Raw genomic sequence first — 23,726 nt, 5'->3', positions numbered from 1 at the left:
AGCCAGGATCAAACTCTCCATTGTATGTTTGTTCTTGACTCACTCAAAGTTTTTTAACGCTTTAGTTTTTCCTTACTTGGTTGTTATATTGTATGTCAATGATCTTCAAATCTTCCGCTTTTTTTACATCGCTACTTTTCTGTCAGTTTCGCTCCGTATTTGCGAGTGCAAAAGTAATAACTTATTTTTAATTGACCAAATGTTTCTGAAAGAAATTTTAAAGTTTTTTGATGACCTTAAATTCTTGTTTCCATTCTCTCAACCTCACTCCTGCTCCCGTTTTACCGGACTGCAAAGATACAAATCTTTTTAAAACTCACAACTTTTATTTCTGAAAATTAAAAGTTTTTTTTCGATTTGTTTCTTTATTATATGATGCGTTATATTTATAATCCCATCTCTAATAAAAGTGATTCCTTAATGTTATCTGCTTATCTAAAAGCTCTTCTGCGCTACCTACAAACTCTCGTTTTCAGTGCGGCAAAAGTAGAAACTTTTACCTATACAATCCTAATTTATTTAACATAAAGTTTAATTTTAATTCATATTTAATCTTAACTTGCTGGTTCTGTGGTGGGAAAATTTTAAACTAATGTTTAATCGTAAGGATTCAGGATTCAAAGTTCAGGGTTGGGGGTGAAAGTTTAATGTTGAAGGGTTGAAATTGGAACAAGGGACATCAAGTTTAAAACTGAAGGGTGAAATCCGAGATGATGAAAGAAATATATTAAATACAGGATGCGGGTTTTTCAGCAAGGAAGCAAAAAATATGTGTGTGGGTTTGAGGGCGTGAGGATTGGGGATGGACATGAAAGATGGTTATTTTGATACAGGATGCGGGGATACGAGTTTTAGAATAAGGGACGTGGTACGGGAGGCGGGGTTCGAGATACGTGGTATCGCAGGCTGATAGTGAAGGAAGATTTGGACGAGATGCAGTGGAAAGCATTTTTTTTAAACAGAACATTGATAAGAAGGCTATTTTGCGTGTCGCTCCGATGGAGCTTAAAAATCTATTGGCCATCATCATCCTATAAAAGGCAGCTCCGGAGGAGCTGAATATGGGGAGGATTGGGGTGAATCGAACTGGAAAGAATATTGTTTAAGCAAGAGTAGCAAAGAGAGGTGAGATTATGTGCCGCTCCTAATGGAGATATAATTTTTTGGTGTATTCTTTTCTACAAAGGTTCAGCTCCGTAGGAGCTGAATACTGGGAAGTGTGTTTTGTAAAATAATCAGATCATCAATTTAAATTAACAACAAAATTTGCTTTTACAAACACTACCACCATAGCCCCGATCGAAACGGCATCCTTTTGTGATGAGGAACGAAGAGCAAAAGATACAGTGGAGAGCGGGAAATAGCTCCTGAAAAAAAAATACCCCAGAAAAAATATGGAACACCCTTGTATAAAGTAAAGATTACTGTAAATTATCCGGAAGGGCAATATTATTCTTTTTCATGTATTCTATCAGTTCATTGTATTTATCCTCGTAATCATTATTACCGCATTTATGAGAAATACTGCAGATGTCGGATGGCTTTATATTAAGGATGTCAGAAATTTTGGTGAGAATCTCGAGATTGATTTTCACTTTGGAGTTTTCTATATCTGAATATGCTTTTTGTGAAATTCCCATTTCGAATGCCATGTATTCCTGGGTAAGGTCACGTTCGCGTCTTATTTTCCTGATATTTTGTCCACAAATCTTCATCTCACAATTGCTTTAGTAGTTTTCGGTATATTTTAGAAGTATATCTAATAGCCTCAGACAAAGTTAGTAAATACCTTTGTCAAAACATTACACACGCAGCATGATATTTACTTTCGGGTAAGCAAAACCCTTGCTGAAGGGAAATTCAACGAAAAATATTGTTCGCTGCAAGATATAAGACTTATGGAGACGCAGAAATTTCATTATGACAATAATATTGTCAGAGCATTCCTCTATGCTACTATTGTATTCGGAATTATTGGTTTTATTTTAGGATTAACTGCCGCTTTGATGCTTTTTTATCCGGAGTTGCCTGAATTTTTATTCGGAACCGATGATACGACCATTCAGAGTTTACGAAGCGGAAACATTCAGGGATTGATTAACTCTCAGGGCGCTTTAGGTTTTGGAAGAATCAGAATGCTTCATACGAGTGCGGTGATTTTCGCCTTTGTCTGTAATTCTTTCTTCTGTGGCGCTTATTATAGTATGCAGAGATTGCTTAAAACAAGAATGTACAGCGATACCCTTTCATGGATCCATTTCTGGACATGGCAAATTATGATTATTGCGGTGGTGATTACTTTCTTAATGGGAATCAATACTTCAAAAGAATATGCGGAACACGAGTGGCCGATTGATATTTTAATCACTTTCTCTTGGGTTATTTTCGGAATCAATATGTTTGGAACGATTGTCAAAAGAAGAGTCCGTCATTTATATGTAGCGATTTGGTTTTACATTGCCACATGGATTGCAGTTGCGATGCTTCATATCTTTAATAATCTTGAAGTTCCGTTATCATTCACAAGCTGGAAATCCTATTCTGCTTATGCAGGAGTAAAAGACGCATTGGTTCAATGGTGGTATGGCCATAATGCAGTTGCATTCGTTTTGACAACTCCAGTTTTAGGCTTAATGTATTATTTTATGCCTAAAGCAGCTAACAGACCAGTGTTTTCATATAAACTTTCTATCATTCACTTTTGGTCGTTGATCTTCGTTTATCTTTGGGCAGGACCGCATCATTTACAATATACCGCACTTCCGGCATGGGCTCAAGCGGTGGGAACAGGTTTCTCAATTATGTTGATTGCTCCGTCTTGGGGTGGAATGCTGAATGGATTATTAACTTTAAGAGGAGCCTGGGATAAAGTAAGAGAAAATCCTATTCTTAAATTCTTCGTAGTCGCAGTAACCTGTTATGGAATGGCAACTTTTGAGGGACCGCTTTTAGCAACAAAATCTTTAAATAAAATCGGACATTACACCGACTGGGTGATTGGTCACGTTCACTTGGGTGCTTTGGGATGGAATGGTTTTATGGCTTTCGGAGTGGTGTATTATCTGATTCCGATTATGTGGAAGACTGAACTTTGGTCTAAAAAATTAGCCAACTGGCATTTCTGGCTGGGAACTTTAGGAATTATTTTCTACGCCGTACCAATGTATATTGCCGGATTTACACAAGGCTTAATGTGGAAACAGTTCAATCCAGACGGAACTTTATTATGGAAAAACTGGCTGGATACGGTTACTGCGATCATTCCCTACTTTAAAATGAGATTTTTAGGCGGATTATTTTATCTGGGGGGAGCAATTTTAATGGTGGTAAATGTTTACAAAACCATTAAATCAGGAAAATTCCAGAAAGAAGTTCCTGCAGAAGCTCCGGCTTTAGCCAATGTTGGAAGCGCAAGAAAAGAAGGCGAAGGAGTGCATCTCTGGCTGGAAAGAACTCCTCACCTATTATCAATACTCGCTTTCGTAGCCATTGCCATCGGTGGATTGGTAGAAATTGTTCCAACATTAACTGTGAAAAGCAACTTACCGATTATATCTGCTGTAAAACCTTATTCACCATTAGAATTAGAAGGAAGAGATCTGTATATAAGAGAAGGCTGTAATTCTTGCCACTCACAGATGATAAGACCTTTCCGTGATGAAGTCAACAGATTTGACGGGAAAAACGGACAATATTCTAAAGCCGGGGAATTTATTTATGACAGACCATTTTTATGGGGTTCAAAAAGAACAGGACCGGATCTTCACAGAGAAGGAGCAAGAAATCCCGATTCATGGCACTTTAAACACATGTACAATCCTAGAATTACGTCTGCAGGTTCGATTATGCCACGTTTCCCTTGGTTGATTACCAATAAGCTTGACCGCTCAAGAATGACAGATAAAATGTCTTTGATGAAAAATACATTTGATGTTCCTTATACAAAAGCACAAATCGATTCAGCCAACCAATGGGCAGATCATCAGTCTAAAGCTATTGTGAAAAGAATTTATGCTGAAGCAACCGATGTAAAAGACCAGATGGAAAAAGAGAAAGTCGCAAAAGGAAACCATTTCGTTCCGATGGAGCAAAGAGAAATTATCGCCATGATTGCCTATCTGCAAAGATTGGGAACAGACATTAAGACCGCAGAAATAAAAACAGCAAGTGTAGATTAATTTTAAATATCAATTAAAATGAAAACAAGAACTCCTATATCTATATATATTGCCATAACGATAGGCGTTACGGTGATGGCGTTCGAAATGTTCGCACAGGATTCCAACTATTTTTCTACACCTTTTTTCTGGGCATTGCTGATTATTATTACGATTTTACTGCTCATCATGAATTCTATCGGAGATTTGGTAGAAAACGAAAGATTCAGGAGGCTGACCGATGAAGAAAAACAAAACTATATTACCGAGAAAACCACTCCATATTTTCAGAAGCTTTGGAATTCGGCTTTCAAAAAACAGTCACAGTCTGAAGAAAAAGATATTCTGATCGACCATGGATTCGACGGAATTACTGAGCTCGACAACTCTTTACCCAAATGGTGGATTGGTCTTTTCTATTTCGGAATTATCTTCTGTGCAGTTTACATGATTGCATTTGCTTTCACAGACTACGCTCATCCCGACATAGAATATGATAAAGAATCTAAAATGCAGTTAGCTTCCATCGAAGAATACGAAAAAACAGCTCCTGCAATCAATCTCGAAACTGCAAAATACAGTTCAGATTACGTTTCGGAAGGTGAACAATTATTTAAAACCAATTGTGTAACCTGCCACGGAGACGGCGGAAAAGGTGGAATTGGTCCGAACTTAACAGACACACACTGGATTAATATCAAAGAAAAAAGTTTGTTTAAAAATGTTTTCTGGATGCTTGAAAACGGTTCACCAAACAATCCGACAATGCGACCATTCATCAAGGAAGGAACGATTACAGGAAGAGATGCCGAAAAAATTGCTTCCTATATCTATCATATCAATCAGGAAAAAGCGCCAATTACCGAAAAACAAGGCGGTGCTGCTCCACAAGGCGAAATTGCAAAATGGCAGGAATAAAATAACTCATCTAAATATATTTAACTATGAATTGAATCTCCATCAGATGGATGCCGCGGTTGTAACTCAACTAACATCTGAAAACCTATTCACTTAAATATTTCCATAATATTTAACATCAACTGAGGCATACATCAACACAAAAACCTGTTCACTGAGCAGGTTTTTGTCGTTCAAAACAGATACCACATTTACATTAAATTTCCCTAGATAGTCTTTGTTGGCAAACATATTGCTGAATAACTCTCAAAAAAAGTCTTTTCTACAGGATTTTAAAAAAAATTAATCATGGTAAAGCTCATCAAACTTCAAATTTTAAAGATATAAGACAGTAAGCAACAATTACACAATGATGAAAAAACGGTTCGCCAACACCCTAAAAGTATTGTAAACCTGTCTAAATCACCAAATTTTGAAACTGAAATTCAATAAACGAAAAATTCTCAGAGGTATTGTTATTACAATAATCTCTATTCTTGTTTTAATTATTCTGCTCATTTTAAGCTTAAGACTTCCCGCTGTTCAGAATTATGTAAAAGATAAATTGATTGTCTACCTGGAGAAAAAAATTAAAACCAAAGTAAGTCTCGATAAGGTTTATATTGGCTTTCCGAACAGTCTTGTGATGGAAAACCTGTATCTGAAAGGTCAGAATATCGATACGCTTTTAGCAGTAAAGAAATTCGATGTCGGTTTAGATATGTGGCAACTGATTAATTCCAAAGCTGATCTCACTTCGATTGATTTAGAAGGCGTTCGTGCAAATGTTGTCAGAAATCCGCAGGGAAAATTCAATTTTGATTATATTATTGATGCGTTCGCAACTTCTGATAAGGAACAGGAGCAAAAACCTTCAAAGCCCTTCATTATTTCATTAGATAAAATTAAACTGAAGGATATTGGGATTACTTTCAACGATCAGCAATCCCGAAATGATATTCAGGCTTATTTTAAATCATTCGATACGAGAGTTAAAACTTTTGACCTCCAAAACAACAATTACGCTGTAAATGATATTAATCTTGACGGATTAAAATTAAAACTTAAACAGGATTTGGTAGAGGAAGTTGCCAAGAATGTTGAAGAAAAAGTAGATTCTCTCAATCAGAAAAAGCAGATGAAATTAGGTTTAAACGGAATTAAACTCACCAATTTCGACATTGATTATGGCGATGACAACACCAAAACTTTTGCAAAAGTTCTGTTTAAGGAGTTGAGCACGAAAGTCAACAGCATCGATCTGGAAAACAACGATTACAATGTTGGGAATGTTTATCTGAAGAGAGCAAATATTAATGCTAACCTGTTCCTTCCAACAGACAATGCAAATCCTAAAAACGAAGAAAAACCGGAAGTTTCAAAAAGTGTCGCAAAAGAAAAGGCCTTGAAAGTTATTTTGGGAAAACTTCTTTTGGATGATGTAAAAGTAGCTTACAACAACACAGCAATTGCTCCTACCCGATCAGGAATGGATTTTAACCATCTTAATTTTGCTAAATTAAATCTCGATGTCCGAAATTTTAAAATGGAAAACAACGGTTTTGCAGGTTCTGTAAAATCAGCGGAAATTCAGGAATCAAGAGGTTTGAATGTACAAAAATTCAATACCGATTTTGTTTATGCTGAAAAAGAAGCCTATCTGAAAAACCTTTATCTGCAGACTCCGAAAACAATTTTAAGAGATGAAGTGGTTTTAAATTATAATTCAATCGAGCAATTATCTTCAAATTTGGGAGCAGTAAAAATTTCCGCCGACATCCGTGATTCTAAGATTGGTTTTTCTGATATTTTAAATTTGGCTCCGACTTTAAGAAACACCGCGCCATTCAATAAATATCCGAACGCAACTTTAAATGTAAATGCTTTCATAAGAGGAACAGTAAATGATTTATCGATTCAGAATTTAAAAGTTTCAGGATTGGATAAACTCAGAGTTTTGGCTTCAGGAAAAATCAAAAACGCGATGAATCCGGATCAATTGTATTATGATTTAAATGTTGCCGAACTTTCTACTGCTTCAAAAACGATTTACAATTTAGTTCCGAAAAATACGATTCCAAATAATATTACTTTGCCTTCTTTCATGACCATTCGTGGAACTGCAAAAGGAAGTACTCAGATTTTTGATACCAATTTACGTCTGACTTCCACTTTAGGAAACGCGGCCGTAATTGCAAAAGCCGATATCAGAAGAAAAAACAGAGAAACTTTTGATGTAAAAGCCAACCTGCAAAGTTTACAGATCGGAAAAATCATTCAGAATAAATATTTAGGAAGTATTACAGCGAAAATCAATGCAAAAGGACAAGGTTTTGATCCGAAAATGATGTCTGCGAATCTTTCAGGAGATGTACAATCTGCAACATACAACGGTTATACTTATCAGAATATGAATCTGAAAGGGAAAATCAATCGTGGCGCTTATGATATTGATTTAAACTCAAAAGATCCGAATGCCAATTTACATCTTGCCGCTTCCGGAGTTTTCAATGATAATCCGACGGTAAAAGTGAATGGAAAAATCAATAAATTAGATTTAAACAAACTCGGATTTTACAGTTCGCCAATGATTATCGCCGGTGGAATTGACGGAGATTTTAAAAATCTGGATCCTGATAATTTAAATGGATATCTGAACTTACAGGATTTTGCCATTTCAGATACAAAAGAAGTGTATCCGCTTCAGGAAATCAAACTGAATGCGGTTTCTACAGCAGATTCAACTTTAATAAAATTCAACTCACAGATTGCGGATGTCGAATTGAACGGAAAATATAAACTGACTCAGATTTTCGGAGCTTTATCACAAACGGTTAATCAATATTATCAGTTCCAAAAACCTGGAAAAGCTCAAAAAATTGATGCAGGACAGTTTTTTACCATCAATGCATCCATTAAAAATGACGATCTCATCAGAAAATTTGTTCCGGATTTAAAGAGTTTTGAAACCATTAATATTATTGGAAATTACAATGCAGATTCGCAAATTATTGAGCTTGACGCAAAAATTCCACAAGTTTTGTATGGAACCAATTCTCTGGAAAATACAAGTTTAAAAATTGCCAATCAGAATCAGGCTTTACAATATGATCTAAATGTTGCAGCATTAAAAAGTGAAAGTTTTGCTTTAAATAAAGTCAATATCAATGGTGATGTTGCCAACAATATCATTAATTATAATATTACCACAAAAGATGATAAGGACGCAACACAGTTCCTGATTGCCGGAAATGCAAAATCGATGAATGACATTACGGAGATTTCTTTAAATCCGAATGGTTTAAAACTGAATTATATGGATTGGACGGTTGCTGAAAACAACAAAATCCAGATTTTCAGCCAGGGAATTGTGGCAGATAATTTCAGACTTTCCAATTCGGGAGCGGAAATTTCTTTACAGTCTGAAAGCAGTTCACCAACAAGTCCGCTGAATGTTTCTTTGAAAGATTTTAAAATTGAAACCATTACAGAAATTATCAAGAAAGATTCACTTTTAGCGAAAGGAACGATCAATGGAACGGCTCAACTGAGAGATTTAACCAAAAACATGACCTTCACTTCCGATATTGACGTGACCGATTTGTTTGTATTTGGAAATCCTGTCGGAAATCTTGATATTAAAGTTAATAATCAGTCAGCGAATCTTCTGAACGCAGATATTGCACTTTCTGGAAACAATAATGATGTGAAAATCTTAGGAAATTACAATACTTCATCGAGCAGCTTTGATTTAAATTTAAACATGAATCAGCTTCAAATGAAAACCTTGCAGGGCTTTACCGCAAATGCGATTACCAATACGGAAGGCTATCTTTCGGGAGATTTAAAAATTACCGGAACAACAACGGCACCGAAAATCTTAGGTGATGTAAAAATGAATAATGTCGGATTAATGATTGCTCAAACCGGAAGTGATTTCAGAAACATTAACGATAAAATCGGATTTACCAATAGAGGAATTGAGTTTGACAATTTTAAAATTAATGATAAAGACGGAAATTCTTTAAAAATCGACGGGCAGGTTTTAACACAGACCTATCGTGATTTTGCATTTAATCTTGATGTTGATGCCAAAGATTTCAAAGTGGTGAATTCAGAAAAATCAAATGATGCTTTAATGTATGGAATTCTGTCAATCGATGCAGCATTACAGGTCAAAGGAAATTTAGACTTACCGAAAGTTGACGGACGATTGGCGGTTTCGGATGATACTGATTTCACTTTTGTCCTTCCTCAATCTTCGCCTTCATTGCAGGAAAGAGACGGCATTGTAGAGTTTATCGACCAGGATCAGGTTGCTTTAAACAAAACCATTAAAGCAGATTCGATTGATTCGCAAAGTCCGATCAAAGGAATGGATGTAAATGTGAATATCGAACTGAGCAAAGAAGCAAAAATGTCGATCATCATTGATAAAGCCAACGGAGATTTTGTAAAACTTCAGGGTGAAGCCGATTTGACGGGTGGAATTGATCCTTCAGGGAAAACAACTTTAGTCGGTGTCTATCAGGTTGAAAAAGGAAGCTACGAAATGTCGGTAAGCGTTCTGAAAAGGAAATTTGACATTCAAAAAGGAAGTACAATTACCTGGACAGGAGAACCTACTACCGCAAATCTTGATATTACCGCCATTTATAAGACGCAGACTGCACCAATCGATTTGGTGGAGCAGCAGGTTGATCAAAATGAGCTCAATCAGTTTAAACAAAGGATTCCTTTCAATACATTATTGATTCTGAAAGGCGAATTATTAAAACCTGTTATCAGTTTTGATATTACAACCGACGAAAAAAATAATGCGGTTTCTTCTGCTGTAACCGAAACTGTAGAAGGCAAACTCGCCCAGCTGAGAGAAGATGAAAACGAAATGAACAAACAGGTTTTTGCATTGCTTTTACTGAACCGTTTTATTGGTGAAAATCCTTTCGAAAGCAATTCCGGCTTATCTGCAGAAACAATGGCGAGACAAAGTGTGAGTAAAATTCTTTCGCAGCAAATTAATAATCTGGCTTCCGATTTAATAAAAGGGGTTGATCTAAATTTTGATCTTGAATCTACCGAAGATTATTCGACCGGAAAACAAAACACAAGAACCGACCTGAATGTTGACATCAGCAAGAAACTACTGAATGACAGATTAAAAGTTTCTGTCGGATCTAATTTCGGGGTGGAAGGCGAAGCAAGACAAAATGAAAACACCACCAATATTGCAGGTGATGTAACAATAGATTATGCCCTTTCAAAAGACGGGAGATACACTCTGAGAGCATACCGTAAGAATGAATACCAGGTTGCGCTTCAGGGTCAAATCGTAGAAACAGGACTTGGTTTTGTGATTACACTTGATTATGACAAGTTTAGGGATATTTTCAGAAAATCAAGAAATAACCGAAACAGAGAAGGCATTCAGAACAAAAGAAATAAGGATAAAGAAGTGGTAGAATTCAAATAAAATTTTAACGCAAAGAGCGCAAAGGTTTTTTCACTACTAACTGTGGTATAAGTTCGCAAAGGCGTTTCACTCAGGAAAGAATTTAAATTCCGCCCTTTGAAAAAGACAATTATTAAAACATGAAAAACAAACTCAACATATACTGTAAATATTTTTTGGTTTCAGGGGTTACTGCGACAATTATATCCTGTAGCAACACCAAATTCCTGAAAGAAGGACAGCTTCTTTATACAGGAGCTGAAGTAAAAATAGAAAGCGATTCTTTATCTAAAAAAGAAAAATCTGAGCTGGAATCTGCCATTAAAGAAAATCTTACTCCGAAACCAAACTCCTCATTTTTAGGTTTAAGACCGAAGTTATATGCATATAATGTAACCAAAGAACCGAAGAAAGAGAAAGGACTAAGATACTGGCTGAAATATAAATTCGGGGAAGAACCAGTCTTGCTCGGCGATGTTGACAGAGAGTTCAATAAAGATATTATTGTTAATTATTCAGAAAATAAAGGCTACTTTAATGCAAGAGCTAAATATGATACCGTTTCAAAAAATAAAAAAGCAAAGGTTATTTATACTTTAAATCCGGGCGGAAGATATTTAATCAGCAATGTCAGCTTTCCTGCAGATTCTTCGGAAATCAATAAAGAAATTCAGGTTTTAAAAGACAGGACACGTTTAAAAGCAGGAAATCCGTTTGATCTGGATGTGATTAAAGCTGAAAGACAAAGGATTGATGACGGGCTGAAAGACAGAGGATTTTACTATTTTAATCCGGACAACATTATCGTTCAGGCAGACAGTACCGTAAGCAAGAAGAAAAATGATGTCGAGCTTATTGTAAAATTAAAAGACAATACTCCACAATTAGCCAAAGAGCAGTTTACCATTGATAAAGTTATTGTTTTTCCCAATTACAATCTTCGGGATGTAAAAAGAGGCAAATACAGTGTACCGATGAATCCTGATTCTCTGAAAGGTTATGAATATAATGATATTTATGTCGTTGATCCGCAGAAAAAATTCAAGCCAAGGGTTTTCGACCGTGCTTTATATTTTGAAAAAGGAGATTTATATAACCGCAAAGACCATAATCTTTCATTAAACAGATTGATCAGTCTCGGTGTTTTCAAATTTGTAAAGAATGAATTTGTGGTATCAGATTCTCTAAATCATAAGTTTGATGCTTATTATATTCTTACCCCAAGAGAACTTCAGTCATTACGCCTGGAAGCTTTGGGAAGAACCAATTCCGCCAATTATGCAGGTAGTGAATTGAATTTAAACTGGACCCAGAGAAACTTTTTCCGTGGAGCAGAGCAATTTAAAGCATCAGTTTATGGGGCGTTTGATGTACAAATTGGAGGGCCCGCTGATGCAGAAAATATTTTCAGAGCGGGAGCCAATGCACAGCTTTCGATTCCCAGAATTGTTGCGCCGTTCCGCTTTAATTCTTCGAGTGCTTTTGTCCCAAGAACCAATATTAAGTTAGGATATGAATTTCAAAACAGAACAACTTTATATACTTTAAATACGTTCAATGCGTCTTTTGGCTATCAGTGGAAAGAAAATGTGAGAAAAGAGCATGAGCTGAATGTGATTGATGTTTCATTAATTGATCCGGCAAAGGTAACTCCGAAGTTTGATTCTCTAGCTGCCAATAATCCTTATCTTCAAAGAATTACAGACCGGCAATTAATTTTTGGCCCTACCTATTCTTACACTTACTCTACCACCATGCTTCCGAGAAAAAATACCTTCTATTATAAAGGAATGCTGGATTTAGCAGGAAATATAACAGGTTTAGTTACAGGAGCTAACGCAAAAGAAGGAAAAGAGAAAACAATTTTCGGAATTCCTTTCAGCCAGTATGCCAAGATTGAAAACGATGTGCGTTTTTATCACAAGTTTACCGAAAAAACATCTTTAGCAACAAGACTGATTGCAGGAGTTGCCATTCCCTATGGAAATTCTGAACACATTCCTTTTGCACGGCAGTTTTTTGTGGGCGGAAGTAACAGTATCAGAGCATTCCGTGCCAGAACTTTAGGACCGGGAAGCTATGACCCGAGAACAGAAAACTCAACAAGAGCGATTTTTGATCAGGCCGGAGATGTTAAGCTTGAAATGAATGCAGAATACAGAGCCAATCTGTTTAAATTCTTAAACGTTGCCGCATTCGTAGATGCCGGAAATATCTGGTTAATTAACGATGAGTTTGATGATAATGGTAAAAATACCAGACCGGGTGGAAAATTCTCCAAGGAATTTTTAAGCGAAATTGCTGTCGGTGCAGGAGTTGGTTTAAGGCTAGACTTTTCTATACTGATTCTAAGACTCGATTTAGCAATGCCATTGAGAGTTCCATACTATGAAAAAGGCGACCGGTGGACCTTTGATAAGATCAATTTTGGAAGTGGAGCATGGAGAAGAGATAATCTGATTTTAAATATTGCCATTGGCTATCCATTCTAATGGTGGTAAAGATTACCTGATTTTTACTTTTAGTAGAATTTTTTAAACTTTGGTTTAAAACTTGAATAATTTAATAAGAACGGGCTTTAGCCCGTTTTTAATTAGGAACCATAAGATTGGTTTTGTCTAAACTTAATACTGATCGATCTAAACACACCAAATCATGCTAAAAGAACTAAAATTTTTCTGGGAAACAGCTAAAGAAACCTTTACAGAATGGAATAATTCATCCGCATCTAATGATTCTGCGAGTTTGGCGTATTATGCCATTTTCTCTATTCCCGGTTTATTGATCATTATTATCTGGATTGCCGGATATTTTTTTGGTGAAGAAGCCATTCGAGGACAAATCAGCACCCAGATTATAGGACTCATGGGACAGGATGTTGCCAAAAGTATTCAGGATATGATTGCCGGGGCATTGATTGATAAAGAAAATATTTTCATGAAAATCGTGGGAGTCGGATCATTGGTTTATGGTTCCACTACCCTGTTCTTCCAGTTACAAAAATCTTTGAACAATCTTTGGGAAGTGGAAGCCGCACCTAAAAAAGCATTGGTGAAATTTCTTCTGGATCGCGCTAACTCTTTAGGTATGATTCTTATTTTAGGCTTCTTACTGATGATTACAATGGTTTTGTCTTCCCTGATCAGCCTTTTCAATAATTTTATTACGACCTATTTCGGCCTGGAAACCTATCTGATCGTTGAAATCATCAATTTTGCGGTAGGTTTTGCAGTAGTGGTCGTACTGTTTGCATTAATGTTTAAAGTGCTTCCGGATGCAGAAATCAGCTGGAGATCTGTGTGGAAAGGTGCAATTCTTACAGCCTTTCTTTTCACGTTGGGTAAATTTTTACTGAGCCTTTATTTCAGTCAGTTTAAACCAACCTCAGCATTTGGGACTGCAGGAACAGTGATTTTAATTATGATGTGGATCAATTATTCTTGTATGCTGATCTTTTTCGGTGCCGAATTCACCAAAGTTTACACATACAAAAAAGGCTACAAGATCATTCCTTCAAAACATGCGAAATGGAGCAGCGCAAAGCTGTATCGTGACAGTCAGGTTCAAAACGAGAATAAGATTTAAAATAAAAATCCTCCCGAAAATTTCAGGAGGATTAGTTTTTACATTCTGTTTACAGTTTCTATTCCTAATAAACTTAGTGATTTCTGTATCGTTCTTGCGGTAAGGTTTGATAAATTCAGGCGCATCTGCTTTAGATTTTCATCTTCCTGATTTAAAATCGGATTACTTTGATAGAACGAGTTATAAGTTTTAACCAAATCATAAACATAATTTGCCACTAAAGCCGGACTTAAGACTTCCGCCGCTTTTTCAACTACTGACTTATAATTACCGAGCTGTACGATCAATTCTTTTTCAGACTGATTCAATTCTACATCTGAAACTTCTCTGTAAAGGTAATTGGCTTTAATCAGTAACGATTGAATACGTGCGTAAGTATATTGAATAAAAGGTCCTGTGTTTCCATTAAAATCGATACTTTCTTCAGGATTGAAAAGCATTTTTTTCTTTGGATCAACTTTCAGCATGAAATACTTCAATGCCCCCATTCCTACATTTTCGTAGTTTTTTTCTTTTTCTTCTGCCGTTAAATTTTCAAGCTTTCCTAACTCTTCAGATTTAGCTTTGGCAATGTCATGCATTTCCTGCATCAGATCATCTGCATCTACAACTGTTCCTTCACGGGATTTCATTTTTCCATTCGGAAGCTCAACCATTCCGTAAGATAAATGATATAGCTGATCTGCCCATTCATATCCCAATTTTCCTAAAATTTTAAATAAAACCTGGAAGTGATAATCCTGCTCGTTTCCTACCGTATAAATTAATTTCTGAATATTATTTTCTTTGAAACGTTCTACGGCCGTTCCCAAATCTTGTGTCATATATACAGAAGTTCCGTCTGAACGAAGCAACAATTTCTGATCTAAACCTTCATCCGTTAAATCACACCACACCGAGCCATCCTCTTTCTGATACAGAACACCCTTATCTAAGCCTTCCTGAATAAGGTCTTTTCCTAAAATATACGTATTGCTTTCGTACTGAACCTGATCGAAATCTACTCCTAATCTATTATATGTTTCGTTGAAACCTTTATAAACCCAAGAATTCATTTCGTTCCAGAGGTTTCTTACTTTTTCATCTCCGTTTTCCCAATCCAACAACATTTTCTGAGCTTCTTTCATGATCTCAGTAAGCGGCTTGCAGATTTCTTTTAGATTTGATTTTTCAGATTCAAGCTTGCTTTCAATTTCTATGATTTCTTTAAATAAACCTGTAAATGTTTTAGTCTGTGCTCTGACAATTTCCATTTCTTTTTCATCGGAAATTTTCTCTTCTACATTTTTAGAAATAATTTCTTCCACTTTTTTAGGAACCGCAGAAATCAATGAATCGTTATCCAAAGCTGCCTGAAATTGTTTTTTAAACTCTTCATGCAATGTAGATAATTCCGATACATCTGCTATCTGAATGGCTTCTTTTTTCTTATTTTCAAGAAGATCTATTTTTTCGTTTAAACTTTTGACTTCTTCTTTTTTAGGAGTATCAAAACGTTCAAAATTATTTACTCTAAAATCATTAAAGATAATATTGGTCTGCTTTTTCAATTCCTTGTCAAACTCTACATAATATTTTCCAACGAAATGGTCTCCTTTTGTATCAGTAGATTCCGGAGTTTCTCCTTTTCCAAATTTCTCCCAGGCCAGCATCGATTTACAGATGTGTATTCCTCTGTCGTTGATAATCTGTGTTTTAATCACATCATAACCTGCTTCTTCCAAAATTTGAGCAACCGAAAAACCTAATAAATTATTTCTAACATGTCCTAAGTGAAGCGGTTTATTGGTATTCGGTGAAGAATATTCTACCATTACAGCAGCATTTTTCTTTTCAATCGTTGAAAACTGATCTGTTACCGTTTTAAACTGATCAACAAAAAACTGATTTTTAACTTTTACATTTAAAAAACCTTTTACCACATTGAAGCTTTCCAACAAGTCGGTCTGAGTTGTTAAAGCTTCTCCTAGTTCCACGCCAATACTTTCAGGATTTTTTTTCAATTGTTTTACCAAAGGAAAGGTAACAATAGTAAAATCGCCTTCAAACTCGGTTTTATTCTCCTGAATTTCAAGCTTTATATCTTTCAGCTGATAGACATTAAGGATAACCTCTGTCAGTTTCTGTTCTATGATATCTTTAATATTCATTATTCTAATTTGAATTGCAAATATACGGAAATAAAAAACCGCACTAAGGCGGTTTTAATATGAATGTTAAAATAGGTGTGTTTATTAATTTGTATCCCAAATTAGTTTAGTATCCATTTTATCGCCGCCAATTGCGCTTGATGCAGCTTGATAGTTGGCGGTGTTCAAAGTCTGAACCGAAGTTGGATAAAATAATCTTGTTGGCAAATCTGTCAGTCCGGCAATCAAAGATGTAAATGTGTATGTTGTTTGTCCACTTGTTGTCGGCACATTTAAATTCGCAGTTTGGCCAGGTTTCAATAAAGTATTTGGGTACCCTGTTCTTCTGTATTCTGCCCACGCTTCATACGGTTGCATAAATAGTGCAATATATTTTTGTGTAAGCACATTTGCCTGGTTTGCTGGTGGCAAATTGTTTACATAAGCAGTAATATCTGCAGGGGCTACACCCCATCTTTGCATTGAAGCGGTTACTCCATTCACATAGTTTGTCTGCGACCAACCATTTGCTTCAGCCAATAAGAATTGTACTTCAGCATATTCCATTAAAATTTCAGTGTATGCAGGTTTCAAGACATTGGTACTAAAAAAATTAGAAGAGGCTGTCTGGCTTGCCGTCAATGAACTTGGAATTCCATATGGCATTCCATTATAATCTGCAGGATCCGTAGACTCTGTTACATTATTATTTAAAATCATCGTCTGTGTTGCTCCGACAGGACTTGCATATTTGAAAAGTCTTTTATCTAAACCAAAACTTCCTGTAGTTCCTTTTAATAAATTGACAAAGGTTTTAGAAATGGCAAAATCTGATCTCTCTCTAAAATCATTAAATAAAGGAGATGGATTTACTAGATTATTTTCATAGGTTAAACCTACAGTATCATCATTTGATGTCATTACACCCGAAGCAATCGCATCGGTGATGTGACCAGCGGCAGAAGGTATCACATTTTTAACTCGAGTTGCAACTCGTAAACGAAGAGAATTGGCAAACTTTTTTAATTTCTCACCGGAACCAAAAAGAGCGTCTCCTGTAGTAAAAACCACTTTGCTTTCATCGATCATTTCAGAAGCTTCTTTTAATTCCTTAAGAATATCAGTATATACTTTTTGCTGACTGGCAAACTTTGGCTGTAATGTAGCGTCTATATTTAAAGCTTGGAAATCAGAATCCTTGTTTCCATAAGAATAATAAGGAATATCACCAAAAGAATCTGCTAAATTTAAAAAAACGTACGAAAGCATAACTCTAGCGGCGGCAATTTGATTATTGTTAGGACCATAAGCTGACATCTGTGCTGAAGTTGTTGGATCGGTATTCAAATCCAGAATCTGTTTATAATCCTGTGCGACTCTATACGAAAAGCTCCATAAAGATACTCCTGTTGAAAGCCGATACTGGTATCTATCCTCCTCTGTATAGCCGGTTTGCGCAGAATATTGTACCCATGGCAAAACGATTCGACCTGATTGCCATTCATCTCTGGTATTATCCATTAGCTCTTTATTAGCACTATTGAAAATACCATATGTAAGTGGTTTATCTGTTGAGTTGGGATTAACATCTATTTCATCAAATTGATCTGAGCAACTATTTGAGATTAATGCAAATGCTGAAACTGATAAGATTAAAACTATTTTTTTCATTCTAATTAAAATTTAAAGTTAACATTGAAACCAAATGTTCTTGTTGAAGGAAGTGAACCTCCTTCCATTCCCTGTATGTTTCCAGAACCATAAGAAGTATTTTCAGGATCTATGCCTTTATTTGCTAAATTCCAGGCAAATAAATTTCGGGCAAATGCCGAAATTCGTACTCCTTGGAAGACATTTCCAATCAAAGATTTCGGAAGGTCGTACCCAATTGTAACATCTCTTAACTTTACATAACTTGCGTCAAAAACGTTTTGAGCATCAACAGTATTATAGTATGTACTTCCCCATGTTTGCGCATCAAGAAGTATATCGTTAGGAGTACCATCTTCTTTCACGCCGGAAAGAACAATTCCTGCTTCTCTATTTCCTCCAAGTGCAGTTTCTTCAAGCATACCTGAATACATTCCCCACATATTTGTTGTAGAAAAATATTTTCCGCCCTGTTGAATATCAATTAGGAATGATAAACTCAATGATTTATACTTTAAAGTATTTCTAAAACCCATGTTATACTTAGGTAGAATAGAGCCCAGAGAAGTGAGTTCTGATGCCTTATAAAATCCATTTTCATCTACCACTTTGTTGCCATTTGCATCGTATACATAATCTGTACCTAGTATAGTACCATAAGCCTGCCCTACTTGAGCAACGAGCTGAGCTCTAAATGGTGCATTAGTAAGGACATAATTTTGAAGGTCTCCATATAAATTAACAAGCTTATTTCGGTTTCTAGCAAAATTCCAAGTTAAATCCCAAGAAAAATTTTCATTTCGCACAGGTGCAACCGTTACCATTGCCTCAATACCTTTGTTCGTCATTTCCCCTGCATTAATTCTCTGATACAAGAAACCCGTAGACGGATCGATCGGTAATGCAATAATCAGATCTTTCGATTTAGTAGAATAATAAGTAACATCGAAGCTCAATCTATTTTTAAATAAACTTGCTTCAACACCAAATTCTTGTGTAACTTTAAGTTCAGGTTTAATATTTACATCATTTCTTATACTTGGATTTGAATACTGAGGAGAACCATTAAAAGGAAGACCAATTTCTGTATAAGTCAGTCTGCTGTAAGGATCGGTGCCCAAAGCAATACTAGACCACCCTGCACGAATTTTTCCGAATGATAACCAATCTGTCTTCAAAACTCGCGAGAAAACAAAGCTTCCTGTTAAAGATGGATAAAATTGATCATCATTTAACATCGAAAACCAGTCATTTCTTCCTGTAGCTTCCAAGAACAACATATCTTTATACCCTAATGATATTGAACCAAATATACTTTTAATAGATGAGTGAAATTCACGGTTCGTAGCTAATGAGTTCTCTACACCATTATTCAAATTATACAAACCAGGGATAATGAGACCACCAACCGTAGTTCCATTCAGCCAGCTCATTTTGTTATCCCTAATATTAAAACCTGCAAACGCATTTAAACTAAAGTCGCCAAAATTATTATTATAATGTGCTCTACCTTCGTAATTAAATTCTGAAACATTTCTCTTTTCAATCGTATAATTGGAAATTGCTTGGGAACCTACAGCTACCCTAGTACTGATATTTTGGCTATAAGTGTCAGCATAAACTTTTCCGGTTACATAAAAATGCTTATCAAAATTATAAGTTAATCCTGCATTTCCAAAGAAGCGATGTCTACTGTCTGCAGAAGTATTTTCATATATAGTCCAATATGGGTTGTCTGAATATTTAGGAGCAGCATTATCCCACGAAGTCCTGTTCCATGTCCTTTGGCTGCCATCCGCCAATTTGTATTCTTTTAGCTTTTCGAAATCCAAATTTCTCTGTCCAAACTGATAAAACTTCTGCGCTACTGAGTTATCACCATATCCAATTTCAGGACGGTTAAATCCTTCTGTATGGACATAGTTTAGTACTGCATCTGCTTTTAATTTATCTGATAGCTTGGAATTGATATTCATACTAAAATTATCTTTTTTAATCTTAGATGTAGGTACAATCCCGGAAATATTCGTATTTGTGTAAGATAAGCGGACATTGGTGTCACCAAAAGATTTTGCTACAGATAAGTTATTAGTATATGCAACACCCGTATTGAAAAAAGAATCCACATCTTTATTAGGAGCAACAAAAGGTACTGGTTTTAAATAATCATTGGAAAATTCTGGATCGAATGCATACCAAGGAAGATACATCAAGCTCGGATTGTATCTTGGGCCCCAAGATGCATCAGTTTGATATTCCTGAATATTATAGGTTGTACCATTTATATCTTGGGTGGGCAAGGTAAACTGAGAACCGCCACCGTAAAGATTCTGAAGTTTTGGACGAATATAAATATCTTCAAATGCTACACCTGTATTAAGTTGGATGTCCGTACGACCTTTCTTGGCTGATTTTGTTGTATAAAGAATTGCTCCGTTACCTGCTCTTGAACCATATAATGCTGCCGCAGGTCCACCTTTTAAAACCGTTACACTTTCGATGTCATCCGGATTGATATCGAAAGATGCATCTCCATAGTCCCTACCTCCCGCACCTCTCTGTGTGTCAATATCATTTACGTTGGAGTTATCTAAAGGAACACCATCTACAATAATTAACGGTCTGTTTTCTCCTGTAATTGAACTGATTCCACGCATTGTGATCCTTGTTGATCCTCCCATGGTGCTTGGTGCAGTTACCTGAACACCCGCAACATTACCAGACAATGCACTTACCGCATTCGTCTGTCCTGCATCTGAAATTATATCACCTTTGATTTCTTGAGAAGCGTAACCAAGTGCCTTTTTCTCTCTTTTTATTCCGAGTGCAGTAACGACTACACCCTCTATTTCCTGTGTTTTTAAAGTATCTCCCGGTTTTGTTTCTTGCGCTTGGGCAACCACAAAAGACGAGGAAAGTACTACAAGTAGTACACCTGATGTGAGTTTTTTCATATTAATACTTAATTTTGTGAAGACAAAGTTGTAAAAACTTCTTTTATAAAACTGTTAAAATTTAAAAAAATTATTATTGTTAACATAATATTTGCCTTTTTAATCGGTTTCTAAAAAGACAAACTGTTAAAATTTATGGATTTAATAAAAAAATGGTCAGAAAATTACATCGAAGCTGGTTGCGATGAAGTAGGTAGAGGTTGTTTAAGCGGACCTGTAGTTGCTGCGGCTGTAATTTTGGATGAAGAGTTTGAGCAAAATCTTGTAAATGATTCGAAAAAATTAAGCTTCAAAACAAGGATGGATCTTGATCATTATATCAGAGATAATGTGAAGTGTTTTGCCATTGCAGAACTTCCTCCCGCTTTCATTGATGAGCATAACATATTGAATGCGAGCATTCATGCAATGCACAATGCATTAGATAAACTGACAGTAAGACCGGAGCTTATTTTGGTTGATGGAAATAAATTTCATCCTTATAACTTTATTCCTCACCAATGCATTATTAAAGGAGATTCTAAGGTTTTGTCAATTGCAGCCGCATCTATTTTAGCAAAAAATTACCGTGACAAGCTGATGATAAAACTGCATGAAGAGCATCCCGAATATGGATGGAATACCAATTTCGGTTATGCAACGAAAAAACATCAGGAAGCTCTGATAAAGCATGGAATAACCAAATATCACAGACATTCTTTCAGGCTTAAGTATGATTAAATTTCCATAAGCGAAAATTGTCATGTTAAAAATTGTTCATACTGAAATTTAAAATCATTCTAAATAATAAACAAATGTTACAAATTGGAAATTAAATTATTGATTTACTTAAACTTACAAATAGATTTTACTTTCAGCTCAAATTCAAGATTAAAATCTTATTTAAAAGAATCAAGCTAAATTTCGTTTTCTATGATAAGAATGGTATAAAAAAAGAGAAGCTATGTAGCTTCTCTCTCTTTTACAATATAATATTATTTCTTTTTACTTCTCTGCTCTTGTGCTTTCTGCTGTTCCTGAGCCTTCTCCATCATTTCTCTCATTCGTTTCTGGAACTTTCCTTCAGCTTTAGGCTTTTCTTTATTCGCCTGAATCTGGGCGTGAATTTTCTTCTCATCCAAAATCACATATTTAATGACAAGAATGATTAAAATGTTGATTGCATTCGAAACAAAATAATACCATGATAGACCTGATGCAGAAGTATTCAGGAAGAATAAGAAGGTGATTGGGAAAATGTACATAATCACTTTCATATTTGGCATTCCTTCCTGCTGTGGTTGCTGCATATTTCCTGAAGTCATTACCGTATAAATTAAAATCACAACTGTACAAGCCAATGCAAAAACACTTAAATGATCTCCCAGGAAAGGAATTTTAAATGGTAATTTAATCAAATCATCATAAGCCGTAAGATCTTTTGCAAACCAGAACCCTTGTCCTCTCAAGTCGATAAAGTTCGGGAAGAATCTGAATAATGCATAGAAAATAGGAATCTGCACCAACGCCGGAAGACATCCAGCCATTTGATTTACCCCAGCTTTTCTATATACTTCCATCGTAGCCTGTTGCTTTTTCATAGGATCTGCGTCCTTGAATTTAGCATTGACCTCATCAATTTCCGGACGGATCACTCTCATCATCGCACTCAATTTATGCTGCTTATACATAATCGGTGACAAGATTAATTTCACAATAATTGTCATAATGAAAATTACCCAACCTGCTGTTAATCCCCATCCCGCAATGATACTATATAACCACATGAAGAAATAACGGTTCATGGCCCCGATGAAAGACCAACCTAACGGAAGAATTTCGTCAAAGTTTTTATCGTAAGACTTTAATAACGGCAAATCTAAAGGCATAAAATACCACGTGAAGTCCTGATTAAACTCTCCCCCGTTCATGGTAACAAAACCTTCGAAGTTTAATTTTTTCAGATATTCGCCTTCTTCAATCGTTTCCTGATTTCCTTTACTTTGCGTGAAACCTGTTTTAGATTCAATGACAGAAGAGAAAAACTGTTGTTTTACACCAATCCAGTTAAGTGTTTCTTTGTCTTCCTCCATTGTTGTTCTTCCATCATAATCATAATCTTTATAATTATTGAAAGCATAGGCAAATTCCGAATGAGACTGTTCCTGAGCTCTACCCTTTTCTACATTTCTTACACTATAATCCCAAATAAAATCTGCTTTATTATCAGAAGTTACATTCGCTAAACCTTGAGTTCTTACTTTAAAATCTAAAGTATATTGATCTTTAAGTTCTGCATTTGGATTATTATTTAAAGTATAAATAAACTGAATGGTAGCTCCGTTGTAATTAGCCGTTAAAGTAGCAACGTTTCCGTTAACCACCGGAGAGAACACTAAATCTTTGGTATTGAATACTTTTCCTGTTTTATCTTTAAACTGAAAACCGTAGCTCGAATTGTTTTTATTGATTAAATAAAGCGGAAGATCTGCCTGATCGGTTTTGTGGTCGTAAGCTTTGTATTTCAGAAGCTCTACTTTTGAGACTTGCCCACCCAAACTTGAAAACTCAAGTTTCAATTCATTGTTTGCCAAATTGGAAACCTGAATAGAATTCGGAGTTACATTGGGATTGATATTGGCTGCAGGAGTAGGTGTTACTGCTTTTTTAGCCTGTTCTGTTTTCTGTTGTTCAGCTTTCAGTTTTTCTTCTTCAGCGCTATTTCTCTGGAAATAAAACATGAATCCGAAAAGAACCAAACATAAAACCGCAAAACTGATAATCTGACTTTTATCGAGTCCGTTGTTCTGTTGCATTTTATTTTTATTAAATTTTTACCTATTTAAATATATAACAATTGATATATATTTTGGAGTCGACAAAAATACTGTTTTTTTATCAAAACTCTATACTATAATGTGTT

11 protein-coding genes are annotated in these 23,726 nt (G+C 35.6%); 6 read left to right on the top strand and 5 right to left on the bottom strand.

From position 1 onward, the window contains the following. Window positions 1-1,421: 1,421 nt before the first annotated feature. Complete coding sequence (locus ACR1PN_RS17075; protein ID WP_433981004.1) at window positions 1,422-1,715, bottom strand: helix-turn-helix domain-containing protein; 294 nt, start codon at window positions 1,713-1,715, stop codon at window positions 1,422-1,424. A 183-nt stretch (window positions 1,716-1,898) separates the two neighbouring features. On the opposite strand from ACR1PN_RS17075, the gene ccoN reads away from it, so the two are divergent. The 5 genes from ccoN to ACR1PN_RS17050 all read left to right on the top strand — a co-directional run bounded on the left by ccoN (window position 1,899) and on the right by ACR1PN_RS17050 (window position 14,091). Then, a complete protein-coding gene (gene ccoN, locus ACR1PN_RS17070; protein ID WP_433981003.1) occupies window positions 1,899-4,178 on the top strand; it encodes a cytochrome-c oxidase, cbb3-type subunit I in 2,280 nt (759 codons plus the stop codon). A gap of 18 nt (window positions 4,179-4,196) precedes the next feature. Beyond that, window positions 4,197-5,075: a cbb3-type cytochrome c oxidase N-terminal domain-containing protein gene (locus tag ACR1PN_RS17065; protein ID WP_433981002.1), complete on the top strand. Its 879-nt coding sequence runs from the start codon at window positions 4,197-4,199 to the stop codon at window positions 5,073-5,075. 412 nt (window positions 5,076-5,487) lie between these two features. After that, on the top strand, window positions 5,488-10,527 hold the full coding sequence (locus ACR1PN_RS17060) for a translocation/assembly module TamB domain-containing protein (protein WP_433981001.1): 5,040 nt from the start codon (window positions 5,488-5,490) through the stop codon (window positions 10,525-10,527). Window positions 10,528-10,646: 119 nt separating this feature from the next. Beyond that, window positions 10,647-12,998: a BamA/TamA family outer membrane protein gene (locus tag ACR1PN_RS17055; protein ID WP_433981000.1), complete on the top strand. Its 2,352-nt coding sequence runs from the start codon at window positions 10,647-10,649 to the stop codon at window positions 12,996-12,998. 163 nt (window positions 12,999-13,161) lie between these two features. Further along, window positions 13,162-14,091, top strand: coding sequence for a YihY/virulence factor BrkB family protein (locus tag ACR1PN_RS17050; RefSeq protein ID WP_378182861.1), 930 nt, complete (start codon window positions 13,162-13,164; stop codon window positions 14,089-14,091). A gap of 38 nt (window positions 14,092-14,129) precedes the next feature. Here the strand turns inward: ACR1PN_RS17050 and argS are convergent, their stop codons facing one another. The 3 genes from argS to ACR1PN_RS17035 all read right to left on the bottom strand — a co-directional run bounded on the left by argS (window position 14,130) and on the right by ACR1PN_RS17035 (window position 20,824). Next, entirely contained in the window at window positions 14,130-16,241 is a 2,112-nt protein-coding gene (gene argS / locus ACR1PN_RS17045) for an arginine--tRNA ligase (protein ID WP_433980999.1), read from the bottom strand. An 84-nt stretch (window positions 16,242-16,325) separates the two neighbouring features. Next, the gene (locus tag ACR1PN_RS17040; protein ID WP_433980998.1) at window positions 16,326-17,891 is read right to left on the bottom strand and encodes a SusD/RagB family nutrient-binding outer membrane lipoprotein; all 1,566 of its coding nucleotides are present in this window, start codon (window positions 17,889-17,891) and stop codon (window positions 16,326-16,328) included. Window positions 17,892-17,896: 5 nt separating this feature from the next. Further along, entirely contained in the window at window positions 17,897-20,824 is a 2,928-nt protein-coding gene (locus tag ACR1PN_RS17035) for a SusC/RagA family TonB-linked outer membrane protein (RefSeq protein ID WP_433980997.1), read from the bottom strand. A 135-nt stretch (window positions 20,825-20,959) separates the two neighbouring features. Here ACR1PN_RS17035 and ACR1PN_RS17030 point away from each other — a divergent pair, with 135 nt between their 5' ends. Then, on the top strand, window positions 20,960-21,544 hold the full coding sequence (locus tag ACR1PN_RS17030; RefSeq protein WP_433980996.1) for a ribonuclease HII: 585 nt from the start codon (window positions 20,960-20,962) through the stop codon (window positions 21,542-21,544). A gap of 254 nt (window positions 21,545-21,798) precedes the next feature. Here the strand turns inward: ACR1PN_RS17030 and yidC are convergent, their stop codons facing one another. Beyond that, window positions 21,799-23,619, bottom strand: coding sequence for a membrane protein insertase YidC (gene yidC, locus ACR1PN_RS17025; protein ID WP_433980995.1), 1,821 nt, complete (start codon window positions 23,617-23,619; stop codon window positions 21,799-21,801). Between the last annotated feature and the right edge of the window lie 107 nt (window positions 23,620-23,726).

This window comes from Chryseobacterium sp. RLHN22 (genome assembly GCF_051011795.1).
GTDB classification, from domain to species: domain Bacteria; phylum Bacteroidota; class Bacteroidia; order Flavobacteriales; family Weeksellaceae; genus Chryseobacterium; species Chryseobacterium zhengzhouense.
This window is presented reverse-complemented; position numbering and strand designations above follow the sequence as displayed.

Excerpts from the sequence above, each read along its gene's own strand:
- ACR1PN_RS17075 (WP_433981004.1), bottom strand. The coding sequence starts at position 1,715 with ATGAAGATTTGTGGACAAAATATCAGGAAAATAAGACGCGAACGTGAC.
- ccoN (WP_433981003.1), top strand. The coding sequence starts at position 1,899 with ATGGAGACGCAGAAATTTCATTATGACAATAATATTGTCAGAGCATTC.
- ACR1PN_RS17065 (WP_433981002.1), top strand. The coding sequence starts at position 4,197 with ATGAAAACAAGAACTCCTATATCTATATATATTGCCATAACGATAGGC.
- ACR1PN_RS17055 (WP_433981000.1), top strand. The coding sequence starts at position 10,647 with ATGAAAAACAAACTCAACATATACTGTAAATATTTTTTGGTTTCAGGG.
- ACR1PN_RS17050 (WP_378182861.1), top strand. The coding sequence starts at position 13,162 with ATGCTAAAAGAACTAAAATTTTTCTGGGAAACAGCTAAAGAAACCTTT.
- argS (WP_433980999.1), bottom strand. The coding sequence starts at position 16,241 with ATGAATATTAAAGATATCATAGAACAGAAACTGACAGAGGTTATCCTT.
- ACR1PN_RS17040 (WP_433980998.1), bottom strand. The coding sequence starts at position 17,891 with ATGAAAAAAATAGTTTTAATCTTATCAGTTTCAGCATTTGCATTAATC.
- ACR1PN_RS17035 (WP_433980997.1), bottom strand. The coding sequence starts at position 20,824 with ATGAAAAAACTCACATCAGGTGTACTACTTGTAGTACTTTCCTCGTCT.
- ACR1PN_RS17030 (WP_433980996.1), top strand. The coding sequence starts at position 20,960 with ATGGATTTAATAAAAAAATGGTCAGAAAATTACATCGAAGCTGGTTGC.
- yidC (WP_433980995.1), bottom strand. The coding sequence starts at position 23,619 with ATGCAACAGAACAACGGACTCGATAAAAGTCAGATTATCAGTTTTGCG.